Source organism: Thalassospira sp. MCCC 1A03138, from assembly GCF_002115785.1.
GTDB lineage: Bacteria > Pseudomonadota > Alphaproteobacteria > Rhodospirillales > Thalassospiraceae > Thalassospira.
This window is the reverse complement of the sequence record NZ_JFJY01000004.1, coordinates 329,841-354,346: the sequence shown is the minus strand read 5'-3', so window position 1 is coordinate 354,346 and position 24,506 is coordinate 329,841. Positions and strand designations below refer to the sequence as shown.

Annotated in this window: 19 protein-coding genes; 8 read left to right on the top strand and 11 right to left on the bottom strand. The window is 55.5% G+C overall.

The annotated features are described in order from the left end of the window. Positions 1-15 precede the first annotated feature (15 nt). The gene (locus TH468_RS11390; RefSeq protein ID WP_085644183.1) at positions 16-396 is read left to right on the top strand and encodes a winged helix-turn-helix domain-containing protein; all 381 of its coding nucleotides are present in this window, start codon (positions 16-18) and stop codon (positions 394-396) included. Here the strand turns inward: TH468_RS11390 and modC are convergent. The 8 genes from modC to TH468_RS11350 form a co-directional block, all read right to left on the bottom strand. Further along, positions 393-1,508 carry a molybdenum ABC transporter ATP-binding protein gene (gene modC / locus TH468_RS11385; RefSeq protein ID WP_085644181.1) on the bottom strand — a complete coding sequence of 372 codons (1,116 nt, stop codon included), beginning with the start codon at positions 1,506-1,508 and terminating at the stop codon, positions 393-395. The two genes, TH468_RS11390 and modC, sit on opposite strands and share 4 nt — an antisense overlap. Then, entirely contained in the window at positions 1,505-2,197 is a 693-nt protein-coding gene (modB, locus tag TH468_RS11380; protein ID WP_085644179.1) for a molybdate ABC transporter permease subunit, read from the bottom strand. Before modB ends, modC begins: the two co-directional genes overlap by 4 nt. A 6-nt stretch (positions 2,198-2,203) precedes the next feature. Then, positions 2,204-2,992, bottom strand: a complete 789-nt coding sequence (gene modA / locus TH468_RS11375; protein ID WP_085644177.1) for a molybdate ABC transporter substrate-binding protein — start codon at positions 2,990-2,992, stop codon at positions 2,204-2,206. A 183-nt stretch (positions 2,993-3,175) separates the two neighbouring features. Next, complete coding sequence (locus tag TH468_RS11370; protein ID WP_085644175.1) at positions 3,176-3,691, bottom strand: hypothetical protein; 516 nt, start codon at positions 3,689-3,691, stop codon at positions 3,176-3,178. A 75-nt stretch (positions 3,692-3,766) separates the two neighbouring features. Next, positions 3,767-4,456 carry an exonuclease domain-containing protein gene (locus TH468_RS11365; RefSeq protein WP_085644173.1) on the bottom strand — a complete coding sequence of 230 codons (690 nt, stop codon included), beginning with the start codon at positions 4,454-4,456 and terminating at the stop codon, positions 3,767-3,769. Between the two features lie 2 nt (positions 4,457-4,458). Beyond that, positions 4,459-6,327, bottom strand: coding sequence for a DUF294 nucleotidyltransferase-like domain-containing protein (locus tag TH468_RS11360; RefSeq protein ID WP_085644171.1), 1,869 nt, complete (start codon positions 6,325-6,327; stop codon positions 4,459-4,461). Positions 6,328-6,440: 113 nt separating this feature from the next. Further along, the gene (locus tag TH468_RS11355) at positions 6,441-8,207 is read right to left on the bottom strand and encodes a sodium:solute symporter family protein (RefSeq protein WP_085644169.1); all 1,767 of its coding nucleotides are present in this window, start codon (positions 8,205-8,207) and stop codon (positions 6,441-6,443) included. A 36-nt stretch (positions 8,208-8,243) separates the two neighbouring features. Then, on the bottom strand, positions 8,244-8,501 hold the full coding sequence (locus tag TH468_RS11350; protein ID WP_007089795.1) for a DUF4212 domain-containing protein: 258 nt from the start codon (positions 8,499-8,501) through the stop codon (positions 8,244-8,246). 538 nt (positions 8,502-9,039) lie between these two features. On the opposite strand from TH468_RS11350, the gene ettA reads away from it, so the two are divergent. Then, positions 9,040-10,722 carry an energy-dependent translational throttle protein EttA gene (ettA, locus tag TH468_RS11345; protein WP_007089794.1) on the top strand — a complete coding sequence of 561 codons (1,683 nt, stop codon included), beginning with the start codon at positions 9,040-9,042 and terminating at the stop codon, positions 10,720-10,722. A 116-nt stretch (positions 10,723-10,838) separates the two neighbouring features. Here the strand turns inward: ettA and TH468_RS11340 are convergent, their stop codons facing one another. Both TH468_RS11340 and TH468_RS11335 read right to left on the bottom strand, forming a co-directional pair. Beyond that, positions 10,839-11,486, bottom strand: a complete 648-nt coding sequence (locus TH468_RS11340; protein WP_246832299.1) for a phospholipid-binding protein MlaC — start codon at positions 11,484-11,486, stop codon at positions 10,839-10,841. A gap of 14 nt (positions 11,487-11,500) precedes the next feature. Next, entirely contained in the window at positions 11,501-12,286 is a 786-nt protein-coding gene (locus TH468_RS11335) for a VacJ family lipoprotein (RefSeq protein WP_246832298.1), read from the bottom strand. 305 nt (positions 12,287-12,591) lie between these two features. Here TH468_RS11335 and TH468_RS11330 point away from each other — a divergent pair, with 305 nt between their 5' ends. From TH468_RS11330 to metH, 4 genes are all read left to right on the top strand, one after another. Then, positions 12,592-13,569, top strand: coding sequence for a metalloregulator ArsR/SmtB family transcription factor (locus TH468_RS11330; RefSeq protein WP_085644163.1), 978 nt, complete (start codon positions 12,592-12,594; stop codon positions 13,567-13,569). A gap of 76 nt (positions 13,570-13,645) precedes the next feature. Next, positions 13,646-14,548 carry a methylenetetrahydrofolate reductase gene (gene metF, locus TH468_RS11325; protein WP_085644161.1) on the top strand — a complete coding sequence of 301 codons (903 nt, stop codon included), beginning with the start codon at positions 13,646-13,648 and terminating at the stop codon, positions 14,546-14,548. Continuing rightward, on the top strand, positions 14,496-15,662 hold the full coding sequence (locus tag TH468_RS11320) for a homocysteine S-methyltransferase family protein (RefSeq protein ID WP_246832297.1): 1,167 nt from the start codon (positions 14,496-14,498) through the stop codon (positions 15,660-15,662). Before metF ends, TH468_RS11320 begins: the two co-directional genes overlap by 53 nt. Positions 15,663-15,697: 35 nt before the next feature. Further along, positions 15,698-18,343 carry a methionine synthase gene (gene metH, locus TH468_RS11315; RefSeq protein ID WP_085644159.1) on the top strand — a complete coding sequence of 882 codons (2,646 nt, stop codon included), beginning with the start codon at positions 15,698-15,700 and terminating at the stop codon, positions 18,341-18,343. Between the two features lie 66 nt (positions 18,344-18,409). Here the strand turns inward: metH and TH468_RS11310 are convergent, their stop codons facing one another. After that, the gene (locus TH468_RS11310; protein ID WP_085644158.1) at positions 18,410-19,654 is read right to left on the bottom strand and encodes a multidrug effflux MFS transporter; all 1,245 of its coding nucleotides are present in this window, start codon (positions 19,652-19,654) and stop codon (positions 18,410-18,412) included. A gap of 299 nt (positions 19,655-19,953) precedes the next feature. Between TH468_RS11310 and TH468_RS11305 the strand changes: the two genes are divergently transcribed. Beyond that, on the top strand, positions 19,954-21,747 hold the full coding sequence (locus TH468_RS11305; RefSeq protein WP_085644156.1) for a chloride channel protein: 1,794 nt from the start codon (positions 19,954-19,956) through the stop codon (positions 21,745-21,747). 362 nt (positions 21,748-22,109) lie between these two features. Next, positions 22,110-24,467 (top strand): ATP-dependent helicase, encoded by a 2,358-nt coding sequence (locus tag TH468_RS11300; protein ID WP_063095137.1) that lies wholly within the window; start codon positions 22,110-22,112, stop codon positions 24,465-24,467. Positions 24,468-24,506 lie beyond the last annotated feature (39 nt).

The window sequence follows — 24,506 nt, the reverse complement described above, 5'->3', positions numbered from 1 at the left end:
GCTAGATTGTCCGTCATGAGCAAAACCGACCTTAAAATCCGGCTTAAAATCGAATTGCCCGATGGCGTTCGCCTTGGTTATGGCAAGATCGATCTGCTGCGCGCGATTGATCGTGAACAGTCGATTTCGGCGGCGGCGCGGTCGATGGGCATGTCCTATCGCCGGGCATGGATGCTGCTTGAAGAATTGAACAGAAGCTTTGCCGCCCCGGTTGTTGAAACCCGGATGGGGGGTGCAGGCCGTGGCGGTGCCAGCCTGACCGGGACGGGGATGCGGATCATTGCGATTTACGACGATGCGCAAACCCGTGCGGACGAAGCCCTGGCCGACCAGCTACGCAGGCTTGCCGATGAACTGGCGGGCGATGCGTCCCCGCCGACCGAAGACAGGTCTTAAAGATCGTCGGCGCGCAAATGCCCGTCGACCGTGACCGATTTGATCACAGCGAAGACCCTTTGTCCGATCGCAAGTTTCAGGCGTGTTGCCGACCATTGGGTAATGCGGGCATGGATTGTGCGGTTTTCACCGGTATCGTCATGACCCAGCCCCAGTGTGACATCCAGCGTATCGCCGCCATTATCGGCGATATCGCGGATCGTTACCGGCAGGACGTTATTGGCACTGATCCCGGTCGGAGCGGTTCGGGCGATCATCACATCCCGTGCACGGATATGCAGGCGCACCGGGCTTCCGGATTTCTTGCCAAGGAAGGGTACGACAAATCGTTGCCCGGCACAGTCAAGGAAGCTTATGACACCCTGCGGATCGCGGCTTTTGACCGTGGCCGGAAGTACGGTTCCCGTATCGAACTGCCCGGCAAGCGGGGCAAGGTCGGTTCGGCCCAGCATGTCAAACACCGATCCGCTGGCAAGCGTTTTGCCGCCTTCCATCACCACCATATGATCGGCCAGACGGGCGACTTCATCAATCGCGTGGCTGACATAAAGGATCGGCAATTGCCGCGCGTCGCGCAGATTTTCCAGATAGGGGATGATCTCGTTCTTGCGGGCCAGATCAAGGGCCGAGAGCGGTTCGTCCAGCAGCAGGATTTCCGGATTTCCCAGCAATGCCCGGCCCAGCGAGACGCGCTGTTTCTCGCCGCCGGAAAGAAGGTTGGGGCGGCGCGATAGCAGATTGCCGATACCGAGCATCGCGATGACATCATCACAGGCGGCTTTGTTCATGGGCCGGTCGCTGCGTTTATGGGCGTAAAACAAGTTGGCCGCGACACTCAGATGCGGGAACAGTCTGGCATCCTGAAACACATAACCGACCCGGCGTTTGCGCGGTGCCAGATTGACCCGTTGCACGCTGTCAAATACAGGGCGGTCATGGATGGTGATCCGCCCCCGATCCGGGCGCAGCAATCCGGCAATCGCATTGATGATGGTGGTCTTGCCGCTGCCCGACGGGCCAAAAAGGGCGGTAATGCCGGGTTCGGCAATATCGAACTCTGCATGCAGGTCCAGCTTGCCGATCTTGTGGTGAATATCGACGGAAATGCTCATGCGCGGGCCCTTTTGCGGATATGGCGCATGGCAAATTCCGAAAGCACAAGCCCGATCAGGGCAAGTCCGATGGAAATGGCCGCAAGGCGTGCGGCGGCCAGTTCGCCGCCCGGTGTCTGGATCGCGGTATAGATCGCAAGCGGCAGGGTGCGTGTTTCACCCGGAACGTTGGACACGAATGTGATGATGGCCCCAAATTCGCCAAGGCTTGCGGCAAAGGCGGTAATTGCCCCGGCAATGATACCGGGCAGGGCAAGCGGCAATGTCAGGCTGAAAAACCGGTCAACCGGCCCGGCCCCCAGCGTTTCGGCGGCGTGATAAAGGCCGGGATCGATATTTTCCAGTGCCAGCCTGATGGCGCGCACCTGAAACGGGAAGCTTACGATCCCCGCGGCCAGTGCCGCACCGGTCCAGCTGAAAATCAGACGGATATCAAATGTTTCCAGCAACCACGCGCCAAGCGGTGCGCGGGTGCCAAAACTGATCAGCAAAAGATAGCCCATCACAACCGGTGGCAGGATCAATGGCAGATGCACCAGCGCATCGACCAAAATCCTGCCGGGAAAGCGGGCCTGCGCCAGAAGGGCGGCAGCCAGAATGGCAAAGGGCAGGGCACATATCACCGCCACGCCGGAAATGCGCAGGCTTAGCAGCAGGGCTTCGATCTCGGCTTCGGTGAGTGTGATCATGGTTTGTTATTGTGTCTTTGGGCTGGTTGCCGGGCGTCTGAAACCATATTCCGCAAAAATGGTGCCCGCGTCATCCCCCAAAAGCCACGCCAGCAATTTTGCGGTTGCGGGTTTGGTCTGTCCGGTGGTGATCGCAACCGGATAGGTGATGGCCGTATGACTGTTTTCGGGGAAGGTGGCAATGGTTTTGACATCGGTGGCGATGGCGGCATCGGTGGCATAGACAATGCCAAGCGGTGCCTCACCCCGTTCCACCAGTGCGAGTGCGGCGCGCACATTATCGGCCCGTGCCAGCCTTGGTTCGATGGTTTCCCACTGACCAAGGCTTTCAAGTGCCTGCCTGGCATAGATGCCTGCGGGGACATGATCCGGATCGCCAACGGCAATGCGGTCCTCGTCACCGATCAGGCTGGTCAGATCGGTTTGGGAATTGATCGTGATCGGTTCAAGGTTACTGTCGGCGGGGGCAATCAGAACAAGCGCATTGGCCAGAAGGTCATGGCGGCTGTTGGTGGCGATCAGGTCCTGATCGGCAAGCCAGGTCATCCATTTCTGATTGGCCGAGATAAATAAATCAGCCGGGGCCCCCGCCGCGATCTGACGGGCCAGTGTCGATGAACTGGCATAGGACAACTGCAATGTGTCCCCGGTCGCCGTGGCATAGCTTTGGGCCACCTGTGTCATGGCATCGGTCAGGCTGGCGGCGGCAAAGACCGTGATTTCCTCGGCGCGGGCGGCCGTTGCGGTGGCCAGAAACAACAGGGACGCAAGGCCGGTTCGGATCAGATGGCGCATGGCAAAATTCCGGGCTGGAGGATGAGCGGAGCAGATGATCATTTCCCGCTATATTCAGTGAAATATAGCGGGACGTCAACCATCTGTGCCATCAAGATGGAGCCTGCCGGGGTGTGGTGGCCAAAAAAGAAAGGACCGGCATGGCCGATCCTGTTTGGAAATTTTCGATTGGATTGGATCAGATCAGTCACAGACCGAACGCAGCGGATCGTTTTCGTCCATCGTAAACCATTCTTTGATACCAATCGGGAATCCGTTGCCATCAAGGGCCGTTTGAGCGGTGATGTAGCCCCGTGTTCCGGCATTGCAATCCACCAGATGGGTAAGGGCCAGCGTTTCCGCACCCTTTTTCAGAAGCAGGGTCGTGACCCGTTTCTGACCAGGATTGTCGGGATTAGCGACGATCTTTTCCCGGTCAATGGCGGTAAAGCGGTTGATCGGGGCGGAAATCAGTGTCCAGGGGGCAAAGGGATTTTCATCGGCAAAGGTCTGTACGATATCGATCTGGCCGGGCAGGCGACCGGCATAGCGGTCAAACCAGCTGTATTCATCCCAGATCATATAGGCAAACATGCCAATCGCCGCGACAAAGGGGATGACATATTTCGGTGCCTTGCGTCCCCAAAGGCGGAACAGCAACATAACCACACCGGCACAGGCAAAACCGACCACAACGGTCGTGATAATAAACACATACATCCGGCGCGAAGTCCCCTGATTTATTGTTATGACGGGATCGGTCTGGCGGGTGTTCCCGTTTCCCCTGATAACGGATTAACGCAGCACGCGGCGAAGCTCAAGTTCACCTTTCGGATCACGCTTGGCAATCTGTGCCAGAAACAGGCCCGACGCGGCAATCGCATCCGACAGCGCATTGTGAACGCGATACGGCGGCAGGTTGTGGGTATGGCGCAGTGATTCCAGTTTCAGCGCGCCCGATTTCATGGGTTGTCCCTGCCGGTGCAGATCGCGAAGAGCCAGCACCAGTGTATCGACGGTCGGAATCTGCAAAGATGCACCAAAGTAACGTTTGCAGGCATGACCAAGGAAACCGAGCTCGATCGGTGCGTGATGGGCGACCAGAACCCGCCCGGCCAGAATGGGCAGGATATGGGCCAGCGCGATCTCGATATCGGGGGCCTGTTCGACGTCGCTGTCGAAAATGCGGTGCACGATTACCGAGCTTTCGCTGAGTTCCTTTTTCGGCCGCACCAGAAGATGCTGACAGCTTGAAAAATCAACTGTGAGCTGACGAATGATCACCAAGCCAATCGAGACGATTTCATCGTGTTTGGGATCAAGACCGGTGGTTTCCAGATCAAGGGCGACAAATTCGACATTCCGGATCGGCGTATCGGGATCGGCGGCGGGTATGTCGTAATAGGAACGAAGCGGCCCGGTCGCCCGGCGTTGCACCATCTGGCGGTAAAAGTCGCTATCGACGATTTTCTGACGCAGGCCCATTGTTATGTCCCGCTTTTGCCAAAGGCGTTCTCAAGGGCGGTCTGCAGGTTCTTGATCACCGAAAATGCGTCCTTCAGATGGGTGCGTTCAAACGCCGACAGGCTTTCGGGATGCAGGAAGTTATCGGGGCGATCCCCGTTGCGGATTTGCCGGACCTGATGTTTCAGGCGCGTGATGCTGATGAATTCAAACGCATCCAGAAGGTCGGATGCCCCCTGTTTGCTGATCGAGGGGAAGGCCATCGCGGCCTCGAGCCGTTCATAGGTATTGACCACGTCAATGCCGTTCGCAAGCGCGTGGATGCGCGCGATATCGACAATCGGCACCACGCCGTTATGTTTCATATCCAGCGTGCGGTCATGTTCACCACCACGAACCATCACGAAATTCTTGAAGAAGCCAAGCGGCACGTGATGGGTCAGAGCATTCCCGACCATGTAAGCCAGGAAAATACGGTTGCCCTTGGCTTTGGTGATGATCATGCGATGCAGGTCTTCAAAAATCGACCGCGTCCCATGGATCGGCCGCAAGTCGAACCAGACGGAGCACAGCATCAATGCCTTGGGTTCAGGCTGTTCGATCCATTTGTTGAAATATTGCTGCCAGATGCGGACAGGCTGCCGCCATTCGGCGGTTTTCGCCATCATTTCGCCGGGGCAATAGACATAGCCGACGGTATCAAGGCCATCGCAAACATAATCGGCCAATGACTTGAAATAGTCCCCGTGTTGATCGGGATCATAGGCGTCATCAAGGATCAGGCAATTATCCTGATCCGACAGGGCGGTCTGTTCCTGGCGCCCCTGCGATCCACCCGCCATCCAGACATAGGGGACAGGCGGCGGGCCAAATTTTTCCTCGGCCAGTTGCAGCAGGCGCGATGTTGCCGCATCCGAAAGGGTGGTGACGATATGCCCGGCATTGCGCGATGTCGCCCCGGCTTCGATCAGGTTGCTCAGCAGTTCGGGCACCTGTGCGATGACCTTTGCCATATCGGCGGGTTTGGTCATTTTACGAATGCGCCCGACCATATGAACCGCCGAAAGCGATTGGCGGGCCAGCAGATTATTGGTGGTGATCATGCCAATCGCCTTACCGTCCTTCATCACCGGAAGGTGTCGGACATTGTGGCGCGTCATGGTCAGAAGCGCGTCAAAGGCATAATCGTCCGGCCCGATGCTGATCGGGTTCGGCGTCATGATGTTGGTCACCGGCTCGTCAAATGATCGGGCCTCGGCGACGACCCGATTACGAAGGTCGCGATCGGTCATGATGCCTGCGACCTCATCGCCGTTTTGCGTGATCAGCAGGCAGGAAACCCGTTCGGCGCTCATAAGCTTGCCTGCTTCGAGAATCGATGCACCGATATCAATACTGACCAGATCACGGGCGATCAGATCGGAAACCCGGATCGACATCAGTTTAAGCTGATCATCATCACGTTTTTCAAGCAACTGCATGCCGCTGCGAAGGCGGGCCCCGCCCATCTGTTCAAAGAAGTAATTGAACTGCGGGTATTTCCCCGCCAGATCGTGGAAATCCTTTTCGGGCAGCAGATAGACAAGGCTGTCTTCGAGCATGGTGATGTTGTTGGCGGCCTTGCCATTGCGGAACATCGCGCGCACACCAAAACATTCACCTTCGCCAAGGCGGGCAAGAAGCTGGCCATCGGGGTCGCGTGTTTCGGTTCCGCCCGTCCGGATGATGTGCAGATGCAGGCATTGCTGTTCAGGCGACAGGACTTTCGTCCCTTTGCGAAAATAGCGCGCGGTCAGGCGTTTGGGCAGGGCATTGATCACGTCGTCAGGCAAAAGGTCGAACGGGTGATGCTGCTTAAGGAAATCGCTGATTTCTTTTAATTCCAGACTCATATGACCTTCCTCCCTGTCGTGATGCATTGTTGCCCGAGTTCGCGGCAAAAGAAAAGGCCCCCGGAGGTAATTCCGGGGGCCAGCAACAGGTTTCTTGCAAACCAGTCGACCGATTAATGGTCAACGGCGCTACCGGCTCCTTTCGGAACACGGATATCTTCAATCAGGTGCTGGATATGTGCCGGCGGTTCTGCGGTAACTTTCGAAACGCCGAAAGCAACGAGGAAGTTCAGGATCATACCAACAACACCGATGCCTTCCGGCGAAATGCCGAACAGCCAGTTTGCCGGAACGTTTTCGATCAGTACCGGGATAAAGATGCCCTTGTAGGACATGATATAGCCCATGGTGAAAACAAGACCGACAAGCATGCCGGCAATCGCGCCTTCGCGGTTAACCTTCTTGGAGAAGATTCCCATGATGATAACCGGGAACAGTGATGCCGCCGCCAAACCGAAGGCGAAGGCCACCACCTGTGCCACGAAGCCAGGCGGGTTGTATCCAAGATAACCAGCAATCACGATTGCGACGGCGGCTGCGATACGGCCGGCCATCAGTTCCTGCCCTTCTGTCATATCCGGCGTCAATGTGCCTTTCAGAAGGTCATGCGAGATACCCGACGAGATCACAAGCAACAGACCGGCTGCCGTTGACAGTGCGGCGGCAATACCACCGGCTGCGACAAGGGCAATCACCCAGTTCGGAAGCTGTGCAATTTCCGGGTTGGCCAGAACCATGATGTCGTTGTCAACCTTAAGTTCGTTACCGGCCCAGCCATATTCAGCGGCTTTGGCGGCAAAGTCCTTGTTGGCATCGTTATAGTACTGGATACGACCGTCACCGTTTTTGTCTTCAAATTTCAGAAGACCGGTGGCTTCCCAACGGGTCATCCAATCCGGACGATCTTCGATTTTAAGGTTGCCTTCCGGATCGCCAACCGCGCCGATCTGCACGGTTTCCGTCAGGTTCAGGCGTGCCATCGCACCAACTGCCGGGGCGGTGGTGTAAAGGATCGCGATGAATACCAGCGCCCAACCGGCCGATGAACGTGCATCACGTACTTTCGGAACCGTGAAGAAGCGGACGATAACGTGCGGCAGACCTGCCGTACCGACCATCAACGCAAGTGTGATGCAGAAGATGTCGATCGTCGATTTGCTGGTTGTTGTATATTCAAGGAAGCCCAGTTCGGTCACGATCTGGTTCAAACGATCAAGCATATGATCGCCCGTGCCATTAACCGTGGAGCCGAATGCCAGCTGCGGCAGCGGATTGCCGGTCAGCTGGAAGGCGATGAAGATTGCCGGAATGGTATAGGCAACGATCAGAACGCAATATTGCGCCACCTGGGTGTAGGTGATGCCCTTCATGCCGCCAAGAACGGCATAAACGAAGACGATGCCCATGCCGACGATCAGGCCGGTCAGCAGTTCGACTTCAAGGAAGCGCGAGAACACGATACCAACGCCGCGCATCTGGCCTGCAACATAGGTGAAGGAAATGAAGATCAGGCAGATAACGGCAACGATACGTGCCGTTTTGGAGTAGTACCGGTCCCCGATGAATTCCGGCACGGTAAATTTACCGTATTTGCGCAGATAAGGTGCCAGAAGCATTGCCAGCAGGCAGTAGCCGCCAGTCCAGCCCATCAGGTAGACCGAGCCGCCATAGCCAAGGAAGGCAATCAGGCCGGCCATTGAAATGAAGGATGCAGCAGACATCCAGTCTGCGGCAGTCGCCATACCGTTGACGACCGGGTTAACACCTTTGCCCGCGACATAAAATTCGCCGGTGGTGCTTGCTTTGGCCCAGATCGCGATGCCGATATACAGCGCGAAGCTCAGGCCGACGACGATATAGGTAAGGGTAGTAAGATCCATTTGTCTGTCTCCCCGGATCCGGAATTTTCACCGACGTCAGTCGTCTTCGCGAACGTCGAATTCACGGTCCAGTTTGTTCATCTTGGACACGTAAACGAAAATCAACGCGACAAAGACGTAAATGGACCCCTGTTGGGCGAACCAGAACCCGAGTTCAAAGCCCGCAATCTTGATGTTGTTCATCACATCGACAAACAAGATGCCGAAACCGTAGGAAACGACAAACCAGATGATCAACAAGGTGGTCACCAGTTTTACGTTTCGCTTCCAGTAGGCTGCGCTTTGCTCATCCATAGCGCGTCTCCTTCCTAGAAAATGAAAACTTCCCTGCCGACCGGCTATTGAGTTCTTTTTTGTGCCGGTCCGCCTGCTTTTGGTGCAGTGGTGGTGTTTGCACGCACCATTGCCAGCGAATTCGATAACAGTTTTCAGAATGCGCAAGAAGCTAATCATTAGTCGTAGACATTAGCGCTCCCGGGGGGCTCAACCTGCTGGAAACGCTGAAAAAACCTACCAAAACCGCCATTTTTTCGATGTTTTTCTGCGCTGCACAATGGCAGCCTGTTTTTAATCGAAATACGTGCATATTTGCTTGATTATGCATTATTAACGGTTGATTTTGCCCTGAGAGGTGTGTTTCCGGGCGCGGTTTTGCCCGCGTCGTTTCCATCGATGCAGATTCAAAGCGCATCACATCGATTGCGATTGTTTGTCATTGTTTGTAAGGGGCCGGTCGGTTACAAACGGGCAAAGCTTTCTGGATGGTCGCAAGGCGGCGATCCGCATGTCCCGGCATGGTCCGGGATTTCTCACATTTTGGATGGGGAATTTAATGGCATCCTACCAGTATATCTACGTCATGAAGGACCTGACCAAGATCCTTCCGGGCGGTCGCGAACTTTTCAAAGGCATTACGCTGTCCTTCCTGCCGGGTGTGAAAATCGGTGTTCTTGGGAACAACGGTGCCGGTAAGTCGACCCTGCTTAAGATCATGGCGGGCATCGAAAAGGATTATTCCGGCGAAGCATGGCCAGCCGAAGGTGTTCGCGTCGGTTACCTTGAACAGGAACCGCAGCTGAACCCGGAAAAGGATGTTCTGGGCAACGTCATGGAAGGTTGCGGTCAGATCGTTGACGATCTCGCACGTTTCAATGAAATCAGCATGGCCTTTGGCGAGCCGATGACCGATGACGAGATGAATAATCTCCTCGCCGAGCAGGGGGAATTGCAGGAACGCATTGATGCGGCCAATGGCTGGGATCTTGAGCGTACGCTTGATATCGCCATGGATGCGCTGCGTTGCCCGCCCAAGGATTCAGATGTGACCAAGCTTTCTGGTGGCGAACGCCGCCGTGTCGCGCTTTGCCGTCTGTTGCTTGCAAAGCCCGACATCCTGCTGCTTGACGAACCGACCAACCATCTGGATGCGGAATCGGTTGCGTGGCTGGAACGTCACCTTGAAGATTATCAGGGTACTGTCATTCTGGTTACCCACGATCGTTACTTCCTCGATAACGTTACCGGGTGGATTCTTGAACTCGACCGTGGTCAGGGCATCCCTTACGAAGGCAACTATTCATCCTGGCTGGAACAGAAGCAGAAGCGTCTGGAACAGGAAGCCCGTCAGGAAGGTAGCCGTCAGAAACAGCTGGCATCCGAACTGGACTGGATCCGTCAGAACCCGAAAGGCCGTCAGGCGAAATCCAAGGCCCGTGTTCGTGCCTATGACGATCTCGTTGCCGAAGCCGCAAAGGCGGTTCCGGATTCAACCAAGATTGTTATTCCGATTGCCGAACGCCTTGGTAACGAGGTGATCACGGCCGAAGGCCTTACCAAGGCATTTGGCGACAAGCTTCTGTTTGATGATCTGCATTTCCGTCTGCCACCGGGTGGCATTGTTGGTGTGATCGGTCCGAACGGCGCGGGTAAAACCACTTTGTTCAAAATGCTGACCGGCAGCGATACACCCGATGCTGGTACGCTCAAGATCGGTGAAACCGTCAAGATGGGCTATGTCGATCAGTCGCGTGACTCGCTTGATCCGAACAAGACCGTCTGGCAGGAAGTTTCCGACGGTCTGGACGAAATCCTTCTGGGTAAACGCCCGATGAGCTCGCGCGCCTATGTGTCGCAGTTTGCATTCAAGGGTGCGGATCAGCAGAAAAAGGTCGGGCAGCTTTCCGGTGGTGAACGTAACCGTGTGCATCTTGCCAAGATGCTGAAATCCGGTTCTAACGTCCTGCTGCTCGATGAACCGACCAACGATCTTGACGTTGATACGCTTCGCGCGCTTGAAGAAGGTCTGCTGGAATTTGCCGGTTGTGCCGTGGTTATCTCGCACGATCGTTTCTTCCTTGACCGTATCGCGACCCATATCCTGGCTTACGAAGGCAATTCGCATGTCGAATGGTTCGAAGGCAACTATCAGGAATACGAGGCGGATTATAAACGCCGTTACGGTGACGCGGCCGACCGCCCGCATCGCATCAAATACAAACCGCTGACCCGCGGTTAAGAACGAAAGGCCGCCCGATGGGCGGCCTTTTATTATCTTGATCATATCTGTGCATGAAAAAAGCCACCAGTAAATTTACCGGTGGCTTTTTGATTTCCGGGAGGGTCTATGCGGAATTATTTTCCGACTTTTGCACGCAGATTTTCGGTCAATGCCGAGACCTTGCCGCCGTTTTTCTGAATGACGGCGGTGAATTCATCGCGCTGGGTGATGCCCATGCTTAGACCTTCGACGGTCACATCAATGATTTTATATTCATCACCGAATTCGCGCAGACGCCAGATAATCGAAACCGGCGGACCATCCGGGCGGACAAACTGCGAATTGACGAAGGTATCCTTGTTCTGCTGTTTCTCGTCGCCGACAACGAACTGCTCGCCATTGAAATCCTTGAACTGGCTGGCGTAGTTAAGAGCCAGATAGTCCTGAAGAAGATCGGCGAACTCGTTAAGTTCTTCCTCGGAGATCGAGCGCCAGTAACGTCCCAGAACAAACCGGGAAATCACATCCATTGCGAAGTAACGGTCCATCAGCGCAACAAAGTTCTGCCGACGGGTATCGTTGCTAAGCGACTGGTCGGTCAGGCCGATAATCGCTTCATTCGCAAGAGTCTTGATTACCTCGGATGCGTTGCTGCTTACAGCGACCTCTACCGTCAGGGACGGCGCAGTGTTTGCATTACCTGCAAATGCAGGACCGGCCAGAAGGCCGGTCGCGCTAACGATTGCTGCCGCCAGTGCGGGAATCGTAAATTTGCTTTTCATGTTCGATCGAACCATTAATTTGCCGCGGCTTCAAACGCATCGTCGAAGTCGGCAGAAGCGCTTTCGTCTTCGAAATTCGGTGCCGAAGGATCTGCACCGTTCCGAATGGCGGCGTTGCGTTGCTGACGATACAGGCTACGCAAAGCGGCATAATAGTCAATCGACGACTGCTGCAATTCGTTGAGCTGGTTGAGCGTACGATAGCGTGCGTCAAGTGCTGTCAAACCCAGCGAACCAAGATAGAGCGCATCAAGGGTATCGCTGTTCCGGCTGCCCCAGGTCAGCGGGTTTGCCACGTAATCAACGGCAATGCCGGTCGTATCACGCAGGTTCGACGGACCAAGCAGCGGCAGGACAATGTAAGGACCGCCACCGATGCCGTAATGGCCAAGAGTCTGGCCGAAATCTTCTGAATGATAGGCAATGCCGAAATCGGCAGCCACATCATTGAAACCAAGGAAGCCGATTGTGGTGTTCATGATGAAGCGCTGTACGGAGTCAGCGGCCTGATCAGGTTCCCCTTGCAGCAGCGAGTTCAATGCATTCACCGGCTCGCCGATGTTGCGCACAAAACTGCGGACAGCGGTTTTTACCGGCTGCGGTGCAATGTCGCGATACCACATGGCGGCTGGGTAAAGGACCATAAAGTCTACGGCGCCATTAACTCCGTGCACGACCCGGTTCACCGGTTCGAGAGGGTCATAGTCACTCATGTCCTGTGCCGGCTGGGTGGACGCGCATGCTGTCAGCATGGACAGAGATGCACCAGCGCACAGCGAAAGCAAAGTTCGAAGCTTCATTATTTTTTGCCAAACGATTTTCGATACAAACTTTCCCCGACCCCGAGACGTTTTTGAAATCGGGATTTCAAAAACGCTACCTGTCCTGTTGCCCGCGAAGAAAACAGGACCATGCATCGCACACGTCTCAGATACCAATGTGGTTAGCATAGGGAAAGTTTAAACACCAGCACACAAAATTATGTGCTCGATCAATGGGATTTGGCGTGTTGCTTTTTTGCCATACTCCTTTGGGGTGGGTAAATAGGTCTTGATTAAATATAAACATATCTTTATGTCTTTTCGGAGTTGGCGGAGGCAGCGAAATGGAACAGGTCCTTGCAAGGTTACGCGCAGCGGCAGAGGCGACACGTCTTCGCCTGCTGGCGATCTGTGCCGAATGCGAACTGACGGTCAGCGAGATCACCCAGATCATCGGGCAGAGCCAGCCGCGTGTGTCGCGTCATCTGAAATTGCTGTGCGAAGCCGGTTTGCTTGTCCGATTCCGTGAAGGGACATGGGTTTTTTATCGCACACCCAATACAGGTCCGGGGGCCGAACTGTTGCAGCCGGTTCTTGATCTGTTGCCCCGCGATGACGAAACCCTCTCGCTTGATCGTACCCGGCTTGAGCAGGTCAAGGCGCAGCGCGAACAGATTGCGACGGAATATTTCCGTGCGAATGCCGATGACTGGGATCGAATCCGGTCACTTCATATCGACGAAGCGGTGGTCGAACGGGCGCTTATTGACGCCATCGGCGATCTTTCCGGGGGCCGTATTCTTGATATCGGGACCGGTACGGGCCGGATTCTGGAACTTCTGGGCAAAACGGCCGAAGAGGGCGTCGGCGTTGATATGTCGCGCGAGATGCTGGCGGTCGCACGCGCACGCTTGCAGCGCGCCGATCTTTCGAACTGTCTGGTAAGGCAGGCCGATATGTATCAACTGCCTTATCCGGCCGGAATGTTTGATGTTGTGACCCTGCATCAGGTGCTGCATTACGCCGAACGCCCCGAAGCCGCCATCGCCGAAGCTGCCCGCGTTCTGGCGCCTAATGGCAGGCTGATGGTGGTTGATTTTGCGACCCATGACCGCGAAGAACTGCGCGAAGAGCACGCGCATCGGCGGCTTGGCTTTGAAGACGGGGCGATCAATACGTGGTTTCGCGCATGTGAACTTTCGCCCGGCGATGTCATAAGCCTGCCGGGCAAGCCCCTGACGGTGCGAATCTGGTCCGCACATGCATCCGCAAAGGAACAGAAGGCGCCGATAGCGAACAATAATAACGAAGCTGCCGAGTAACAAACCGGCAGCTTGATACCATAATAATGATGAATAACGACCCGTTCCACCGGAACGACAAGACAGGATTAAAAGAATGACGGTTAAAAACGACATCGCACCACAGGGCACTTCGCATGGCGATTTGCGGGTTTCGTTCGAATTCTTTCCGCCGAAAACGGAAAAGATGGAAGAAACCATGTGGCGTTCGATCCACCGTCTGGCGCCGCTGAACCCGTCTTTTGTTTCGGTAACCTATGGGGCAGGCGGATCAACCCGCGACCGCACGCATAGCAGTGTCACCCGCATTCAGGGCGAAACCGGCATTCCGGCGGCGGCCCACCTGACCTGTGTTGGCCATACCAAGGAAGAAATCGAAGGTATTGCGCGCAATTACTGGGATGAAGGTATCCGGTCGATTGTTGCCCTGCGCGGTGACCTGCCTGATGCGGGCGATAAATATGTCCCGACGCCGGGTGGCTATCCTTATGCGGTTGATCTGGTCGAAGGGCTTAAGCGGATTGCGGATTTCGATATTTCGGTTTCGGCCTATCCGGAAACCCACCCGGACGCCCCCAATGCCGATTTCGAAATCGATTACCTGAAACACAAGATTGATGCCGGTGCGAACCGCGCGATCACGCAGTTCTTCTTTGATAACGAGGTGTTCCTTCGGTTCCGCGACAAATGTGTTGCCGCCGGGATTACCGCACCGATTGTGCCGGGTATCCTGCCGGTGACCAATTTCGGATCGCTTTTGAAATTTGCCGATATGTGCGGCGCATCGGTACCCAAGCGCCTGCATTGGCGGTTTGAAGACCTTGACGAAGATCCCGACACGCGTCGCATGGTCGCCTTCCACGAAGCCATTTCACAGGTCGAGGGCCTGATGGCCGAAGGTGTTGCCGATTTCCATTTCTATACGTTAAACCGTGCCGAACTGACATATGCCATCTGTCATGCGCTGGGTATTCGCGGTGTTGCACAGGCTGCTGCCTGAACCGACCCGCCCAAACAGCCTGCATGATCAAAACGACTGGATGACGATGATGAATGACCGCAAGGAACGCATTGCCCTGCTGCGTAAACGGGCCGAAAACAAAATCCTGATCCTTGATGGTGCGATGGGTACCATGATCCAGAAGCACAAGCTGACCGAGGAAGATTACCGCGGTGAACGCTTTGCCGACTGGAAACAGGATGTGAAGGGCAATAACGACTTGCTGTCATTGACCCAGCCAGACATCATCAAGGATATCCACCTGCAATATATTGCCGCAGGTGCGGACCTTCAGGGGACCAATACCTTTAGTGCGACGACGATTGCGCAGGCCGATTACGGCATGGAAAGCCTTGCCTACGAGATCAATTATGAAAGTGCGAAAATCGCGCGCGCGGCCTGCGATGAATGGGAAGCCTCCCATCCCGGCGATGTGCGCTTTGTCAACGGTGCCATCGGCCCGACCAACCGTACCGCATCAATCTCGCCCGATGTGAACAATCCGGGTTTCCGCGGTGTTAATTTCGACCAGCTACGCGAAGCTTATAAGGAAGCCGTCAATGGCCTTCTGGATGGCGGGGCGGATACGCTTCTGGTGGAAACCATTTTCGATACGCTCAATGCCAAGGCGGCGCTGTTTGCCATCGACGAAGTGCTTGAAGAACGCGGTGAAGATGTACCGGTTCTGATTTCGGGCACGATCACCGATGCCTCTGGCCGGACCCTTTCGGGGCAGACGACCGAGGCGTTTTACAATTCGGTCCGTCATGCCAAGCCGTTCTCGATCGGGCTTAACTGCGCATTGGGGGCGGCACAGTTGCGCCCCTATGTTCAGGAACTGTCACGCATTGCCGAATGCCGGGTTTCGGTTTATCCCAATGCGGGCCTGCCCAACGAATTTGGCGAATATGACCAGTCGGATGCCGAAATGGCGGCACTGGTCAAGGAATGGGCCGATACCGGCATGGTCAATCTGCTGGGCGGGTGCTGTGGCACGACGCCGCCCCATATCAAGGCGATTGCCGATGCGGTGGCAAATGCGACCCCGCGCAAATTGCCCGTGATCGAGCCGAAAATGCGTCTTTCGGGCCTTGAGCCGTTCAACGCCGCCTGATGCCGGGAAGCTGAAAAAAGAGATCGAACAGACCCATGAGTGACATTTCAAGATTCATCAATATCGGCGAGCGCACGAACGTCGCAGGATCGATCAAGTTCAAAAACCTGATCGTCGAGGAAAATTACGACGCAGCCCTTGAGGTTGCCCGTCAGCAGGTCGAAAACGGCGCGCAGATCGTCGACATCAATATGGATGATGCGATGCTGGATGCCGAAACGGCGATGGTCAAATTCGTCAATCTTCTGGCGGCTGAACCCGATATTGCCCGTGTACCGATCATGATCGACAGTTCCAAATGGAACGTGATCGAAGCCGGTCTGAAATGTCTTCAGGGCAAGGGTATCGTCAACTCCATCAGCCTGAAAGAAGGCGAGGAACCCTTTATCAAGCAGGCACGCCTTCTGCGCCGTTATGGTGCCGCCGTCGTCGTGATGGCCTTTGATGAAAAAGGGCAGGCCGATACCGTCACCCGCAAGATCGAGATTTGCGAACGCAGCTATCGCGTGCTGGTCGACAAGGTCGGTTTCCCGCCCGAAGATATCATTTTCGATCCGAACATCTTTGCCGTCGCGACCGGGATCGAGGAACACGACAATTATGCCGTTGATTTCATCGAAGCCTGCAAGCTGATCAAGGAACGTCTGCCATACGCCAAGATTTCCGGCGGTGTTTCCAACGTTTCCTTCTCGTTTAGGGGCAACAACCCGGTCCGCGAAGCGATGCATTCCGTGTTCCTGTATTATGCGACGCAGGCCGGTATGGATATGGGCATCGTCAATGCCGGTCAGCTGGTCGTGTATGAGGAAATCCCGCCAGAGCTGCGTGAGCGGGTCGAGGACGTCATCCTGAACCGTCGCCCGGATGCGACCGACCGTTTGCTTGAAGTTGCCGAAAAATACAAAGGCACCGGCGGGCCAGAGAAAAAGGCCGATCTGGAATGGCGTAAGAAGCCGGTCAATGAACGACTGGCTCATGCGCTGGTCAACGGCATTGCCGAGTTCGTCGAAGAAGACACCGAAGAAGCCCGCCAGCAGGCCGATAAGCCCCTTCACGTTATCGAAGGGCCGCTGATGGACGGCATGAATGTGGTCGGTGATCTGTTTGGTGCGGGCAAGATGTTCCTGCCCCAGGTGGTCAAGTCCGCGCGTGTGATGAAAAAGGCCGTGGCTTACCTGATCCCGTTCATCGAGGAAGAAAAGGACGGCGTGCGCGAAACCAACGGCAAAATCCTGCTGGCGACGGTCAAGGGCGATGTGCACGACATCGGCAAGAACATTGTGGGCGTGGTCCTGCAATGTAACAATTTCGAGGTCCTTGACCTTGGCGTGATGGTGCCGACCCAGAAAATCATCGAAACCGCCAAGGCCGAAAAGGTCGACATGATCGGTCTTTCGGGCCTGATTACGCCGTCGCTTGAGGAAATGACCTATGTGGCGGCCGAGATGGAACGCGAAGGATTGAACATCCCGCTTCTGATCGGTGGCGCAACCACGTCCAAGGTCCATACCGCAGTCAAGATCGCCCCGAACTATAACAAGTCGGTGGTTTACGTGATTGACGCATCGCGTGCGGTGGGGGTCGCAAGCCAGCTTGTGTCTGAAACCCACCGGGAACGGTTTGCCGCGGAAATTCGCGCGGAATATATTGCGATGGCGGAAAAACACGCCGCCCAGCAATTGCAGAAAAAACGTTTTGCCATTGCGGACGCGCGCGCCAACAAGGTGCAGCTTGACTGGGATGCCTATGATGTTCCCGCACCGGCCAAACCGGGCATTACCCGGTTTGAAACCTTTGATCTGGCCGAACTGGTTGAACGGTTCGACTGGAAGCCGTTCTTTGAAACCTGGGAACTGCATGGCCGTTTCCCGGACATTCTGCAGGACGAGAAGGTCGGCGAAACCGCACGTGGCCTTTACGAAGACGCCAAGGCGATGCTTAAACGCATTGTCGATGAAAAATGGTTCAAGCCCTGTGCGGTTGTCGGCATCTGGCCGGCCAATTCGATGGGTGACGATATCGAAGTCACCCCGGCACCCGATCAGAATGAACCGGTAATGCTGCGCACGCTTCGCCAGCAGATGTTCCGTGAAAACAACAAACGTCCGAACCGGGCCCTTGCCGATTACATTGCACCAAAAGAGTCGGGTAAAACCGACTATATCGGTGGTTTTGTCGTCACCGCCGGGCCGCAGGTCGAAGAAATCGCCAAAAAGCTTGAAGCCGAGCATGACGATTACAACGCCATTCTGGTCAAGGCCCTTGGCGACCGCTTTGCCGAGGCCTTTGCCGAACGCATGCATGAAAAGGTGCGTAAGGAACTTTGGGGCTATGCGGCGGATGAAAACCTTCCGAATGCGGAACTGATTGCCGAAAACTATCGCGGTATTCGTCCGGCACCGGGATATCCGGCCTGCCCGGAACATACGGAAAAGCGTACGCTGTGGCAGTTGCTTGATGCGGAAAAGAATGTCGGTGTCAGACTGACCGAAAGCTGTGCCATGACCCCGGCATCCTCGGTCAGCGGGTTCTATTTCGCCCATCCCGAAGCCAAATATTTCGGCCTTGGCAAGATCGAACGCGATCAGGTTGAAAGCTATGCCGAGCGCAAGGGCATGACTTTGGCCGAAGCCGAACGCTGGTTGGCGCCGAACCTGAATTACGATCCGCGTCAGGCGTGATCGTACAAAACAAAAAAAGCCCCGCAGCTTTCCGGCTGCGGGGCTTTTTTTACATTTGGTCGGTCATCAATGCGTCGCGTGGAAAAACTTCCCGCGTTCGGTAATGCCGACAATGATGATGGCCAGCACCGCAAGAGCCAGATAGCCGCCCACTAGGGGGATCACCGTGCCATTGAATAGTTGACCGATGATGCCGCCCGCGACAACGCCGATCAGGGTGCTGTAAACCCCGATCATCGAGGATGCGGTGCCGGCAATCCGGCCAACCGGTTCCATCGCCAGCGAATTGAAATTCGGCATGGTCATGGAAAAGCAGAACAGTGTGACCGTAAGACCCACACCAAACACCGGAAGCGGCGGGGCACCGTCAAAGCCAAAGGCGATGCCCAGATTGATCAGGCTGCTGATTGCCATCACCAGAAGCCCGCCCTGGGAGAGTTTGTGCATGCCGATCTTGCGGACAAGCCGGGCATTGACGAAGGATGAAACGCTCATGCAGGCGGCGATCATCCCGAACACCAGCGGGAACCAGACGCCAAGTCCGTAAACCTCGGTTTCGAAAATCTGCTGGGCCGATCCGATATAAGCCATCAGACAGGCAAACATCAGCCCCATCGCCGTTGCATAACCCAGCGTCTGGCGGTTGGTGATGGTGGTTTTGATATCGCGCGCAATCCGGCTGAGTGACAGTTTATGCCGGTATTCGGGATTTAGCGTTTCGGGCATCCGCAGGCTGTACCAGACGGCAATAATGATCGCCAGGACAAGGGTGCTGACGAAAATCATGTGCCAGTTGGCAAGGGCAAGGATCAGGCTGCCCGATGCCGGGGCAAAGACCGGCACGATGATAAAGATCATCATCACGAACGACATGACGCGGGCCATTTCGCGGCCTTCGAAACAGTCACGCGTGATCGCAATCGTCAGGACGCGCGGAGCCGCTGCACCAAGCCCCTGAACGAAACGCGCGATCAGAAGATGGTCATAACTGTCGGCAAAAATCGCCATGACCGTGCCGATGGCATAAATCGAAAGACCCAGCATCAAGATACGCTTGCGGCCAAAGCTGTCGGCCAGCGGGCCATAAACGATCTGCATCAGGCCAAAGGCAATCATGAAGACATAGATCAGCAACTGCATGCGGTTGCCGTCTTCGATGCCGTAATCGGTGGCGATCGGGCCGAATGCCGGTAACAGGTTATCGATCGAAAGCGCGACCAGACCAATCGTGATCGCCATCAATACCACGAATTCGACAAAACCGGGGAGCGGACGGGCGATGGTGGCGCCCGATTTTTGACTTTCAGTCATTTATCGGAAGTCCTGAAAAAGGAATTTGTTGTTGTGTGCGGCCAAGTCCCGCCAGCCAAAAAGCCTGTATTGCAACAAACATGCGTTATTTTTCGTTGCAAGATCAATGATGGTTTTTTGAAAGGCAGGTCATTTCCCACTCTAAACAGCATTTTGAACGAACAAAGGTCATCATTTGTGCCTGAAAAATGCTGATAGTGGCAAAAAATATTGGATTTACCGACCTTTACCTTTTATTCGCAGGAACTTGTAATCATATGATCACATCCTGTTTCACCCGTTCCCGCCGGTAACCCGATATGGCCGAAAAGCTTTTCAAGTCCAACCAACTGCTCAGTCAACTGCGTCGCCTTGTCAAAAGCGAACAGCTTGTGCTGTCGATACTGGCATTGGTGGTCGGGGCCATGGCCGGGGGCGGAACAATCGTGTTTCGCGAAGGATTGCTGTTTTTTCAGGCACTGGTTTATGGCACCGGGGACGAGGCCCTTCATCACTATCTTGTCGATCTGCCATTCTGGCATCTGATGGCGGCCCCGACACTGGGCGGACTTTTTGTCGGCATATTCATCTATAAATTTCTGCCGGAAAAACGCCCGCACGGTGTTGCCGACCTGATTGACGCGGTGGCCTTTCACGATGGGCGCATGTCATCGCGTTGCGGGATCAAAAGCGCATTTGTCAGTGCTGTATCACTGGGGGCCGGATCGTCACTGGGCCGAGAGGGGCCCGTTGCCCATATGGGGGCATCCTTTGGTGCGTGGCTTGCACGAATGCTGCATTTAAGGCGCGGCGCTTCGCGTACTTTGCTTGGCTGTGGTGTTGCATCGGCGGTGGCGGCATCGTTCAATGCGCCGCTGGCCGGGGCCTTGTTTGCCCATGAAGTGGCCCTTGGCCACTACGCATTAACGGCATTTGCCCCGATTGTTCTGGCATCCGTGACCGGCACGATCATAACCCGGCTTTATTACGGTGCCGATGTTGCCTTTTTGCTGCCTGCCCACGAAATCCAGTCCTTCCTTGAATTTCCGGCTTTTATCCTTTTGGGCATCACCGCGGGAATTACCGCAATCTGCGTAACACGCGCGATACCGGTGGTGCAGAAGGCCGCCAAGGCATCCAAAATTCCGCTTTGGTTACGGCCTGCGGTGGCGGGGCTTGTGATTGGTATCGTTGCGATCCAGTTTCCCCAGATTGTCGGGGTTGGATACAGCGCAATGAATGATGCGCTTTACGGTGCCTATGACTGGTCATTCCTGATGCAGCTTTTGTTTATTAAGGCCGCGATGGTTGCGATCTGCATCGGTATGGGCTTTGCGGGCGGCATTTTCAGCCCCGCCCTTTTCTTGGGGGCGATGCTGGGCGGGGCTTTCGGGATTACGGCAACGGCAGTTTTCCCCGACCTTTCATCGGGCTATGGTGCTTATACGTTGATCGGGATGGGGGCGGTCGCCGCTGCCATGCTGGGAGCACCGATTTCAACCACCCTGATGATGTTTGAGCTGACGGGCGACTATGCCCTGACCATTGCGGTGATGGTGGCATCGGTGATTGCATCGGTCATCATGGATCAGTTTCAGGGCGGGTCGTTTTTCGCGTGGCAGCTTAAATGCAGGGGGCTTTCAACCCGATGGGGCCGGGAAGTCAATTTGCTGCGCATGATGAAGGTCGCCGACATCATGAAGGCGGAATACGAAACCGTGCCGCTTGTCGAAGGCATGCCGGGAATACGGGAAAAACTGATTAACGCCCCCTATTCCGAACTGTTTGTTGTTGATGATGATGGCCGGTTGCATGGCACGATCACACTGGCAGATCTGCGCCATGCCGCATTTGACCCGACGATGGGCGAAGAAGTTACCGCAGGCCAGGTCGCCCGATCCAAGCCGCCGGTCCTGCTTAGGACCGACAGTATCGAAAAGGCCGTGCGTTTGATGGAACAAACCGGCGAGGAGCACCTGCCGGTGATCAATAATGACGAAGAACGCCTGATGGTGGGCTTCGTCCATGAAAAGGACGCGATGATGGCCTATAACAACGCGCTTCTGGAACTGCAAAGCGAAGAACGCGGAGATGCGCCGCCCAAGCTGTTCTAGGGGCTTTCCCGAACGTAGCAGGCAAAAAAATGCCGCCGGTTTGATATCGTCGCCGGCGGCAGTGCATGCCTCGTCGCTTGTGCTGCTGGGCCGAAGAGTGTGACGCGCCAGATATTTGCGCAAGACTGGCACTCAGACTGTCGATGCCGCTCATCAGGGGCTCCTTGCGTGGTGATTGTCGTTATGACTGTTCACGCGAGGCGCAGGAAAAACTGTCGCCAGAAAGCAGGCGGAAAAAATATTTTCAGGGAAAAAATTGGTCGACGTTCCTGATTTGTTGCACAATAAGCAACCCGATATCGCCACTTGATTGAATGCCAATACTGGCCCCGTTTGCAGAGCATGTTATATATCCCGACATGATGGATGATCCCTTTGAAATCGATGAATTCGCCGCAAGCCCGGAAATGCGCCTTCAGGACGCACCCGCACCCGATTACCTTGCCAATCTGAATGCCGAGCAACGCGAAGCGGTCGAAACGCTTGATGGTCCGTTGCTGGTGCTGGCAGGTGCCGGAACGGGGAAAACGCGCGTTCTGACGACCCGTCTTGCCCATCTGCTGGAAACCAAGGGACAGACGGAGCGCCTGCATCCGCAGCAAATACTTGCCGTGACCTTTACCAACCGCGCGGCCAAGGAAATGCAGGAACGTGTCGCCCATGCGCTGGGCCGTCCGGTTGAAGGATGGTGGCTGGGGACTTTCCACTCGCTGGCGGCCCGCCTGTTGCGCCGCCATGCCGAACTGGTCGGGTTGCAATCAAACTTCACGATCCTTGATAGCGATGATCAGGTCCGCCTGCTCAAGCAGATCATGGATGCCGAACAGATCGATCAGAAAAAATGGCCGGCCAAGCAGCTGATGGGGATCATCCAGCGATGGAAGGACAAGGGGCTTTCACCCGAACGGGTCAATGAGAGTGTCGAGTTCGCCAATGGCGGGGCCAAGTATCTTTATAAAATCTATCAGGAACGCCTTGCGGTTCTGAATGCGGCCGACTTTGGCGATCTTTTGCTGCATTGCCTGACCCTGTTCCAGAAACATCCGGAAATCCTGCGCCGTTATCAGGAAACCTTCCGCTATGTGCTGGTCGATGAATATCAGGATACCAACGTGGCCCAATATCTTTGGCTGCGCGCGCTGGCGATGGTTCATCGCAATATATGCTGTGTTGGCGATGACGATCAGGCGATCTATAGCTGGCGCGGGGCCGAGGTCGGCAACATCCTGCGTTTCGAGTCTGATTTCCCCGGTGCCAAGGTCGTCCGGCTGGAACAGAACTATCGTTCCACGCCGCATATTCTGGCGGCGGCGTCCAAGCTGATCACCTTTAACGATGGCCGTCTGGGCAAGGAGCTTTGGACCGAACTTGATACCGGCGAGAAGGTCTTCGTCAAAGGTGTCTGGGACGGCGAGGCCGAGGCGCGGCTTGTCGGCGAGGATATCGAAGCCCTGCAAAGCCGTGGCATCGGTGCATCCCAGATGGCGATCCTTGTGCGTGCCGGGTTCCAGACCCGCGAGTTCGAGGAACGGCTGATCACGCTGGGCATCCCGTACCGGGTTGTCGGCGGACCGCGTTTCTATGAACGTCAGGAAATCCGTGATGCGCTGGCTTATATCCGCATGGTCGCCCAACCCGATGACAGCCTTGCGTTTGAACGCATCGTCAATGTGCCCAAGCGCGGGGTGGGGAAGGCGACCTTGCAAACCCTGCATCAATATTCGCGTGATCAGGCGGTTTCGCTTCCGGCGGCGGCGCTTGATCTGATCGGGACCGAGGAACTCAAACCCAAAATGCGTCAGGCGATTGGCGGATTGCTGGGTGATTTCAAACGCTGGCGCGAAATGCTTGAAACCACATCGCATGTGGCGGTGCTTGAAACGGTTCTTGATGAAAGCGGCTATACCGATATGTGGCGGACATCGAAGGAAATCGATGCGCCCGGCCGTCTGGAGAACCTCAAAGAACTGGTATCCGCGATTGGCGAGTTTGAAAACCTGACCAGCTTCCTTGAGCATGTGTCGCTTGTGATGGAAAACGAACAGAACGCCGATCAGGAAAAAGTCACCATCATGACCCTGCATGCGGCCAAGGGGCTGGAATTTGACTATGTCTTTCTGCCCGGCTGGGAAGAAGGCGTTTTCCCCCATCAGCGCGCCATGGATGAAAGCGGGGTGAAGGGCCTGGAGGAAGAACGCCGTCTGGCTTATGTCGGCATCACGCGCGCACGCAAACGTGCCACTGTTTCCTATGCCGCCAACCGTCGGATTTATAACCAGTGGCAATCGGCTCTGCCGTCACGCTTTGTCGATGAATTGCCGGACGAGCATGTCGAACGCATCAGCGACACTGGCCTTGGCAATCATCGCGGCAATGTATCGCCCGGTGCATGGGGGGCCGATGACTGGATGAAAATGCCAAGCTGGGCGGATAACAAACCGGCGGAAAGCTATAACCCCTATGGCGGTACCGGCGAGCGCCGGTTTGCCAGCGCGGGATGGCAGGACCGGGTGCGCAAAAACGTGATTGATGTAAAGCCGGATGGTGAAACCAGTTACACCACCAGTTCGAAATCATCGAAATACAAGGTCGGAGATGCAGTACGTCATCGCAAATTCGGCCCCGGTACCGTCAAGGCAGTCGATGGCAACAAGCTTGAAATCCATTTCGAGGGTGTCGGCACAAAGAAAGTGGTCGACAGTTTCATCCTGCCGGGTTAAGCCGCCCGGACATTATTTATGGTGCGGTCAAACGGCCGC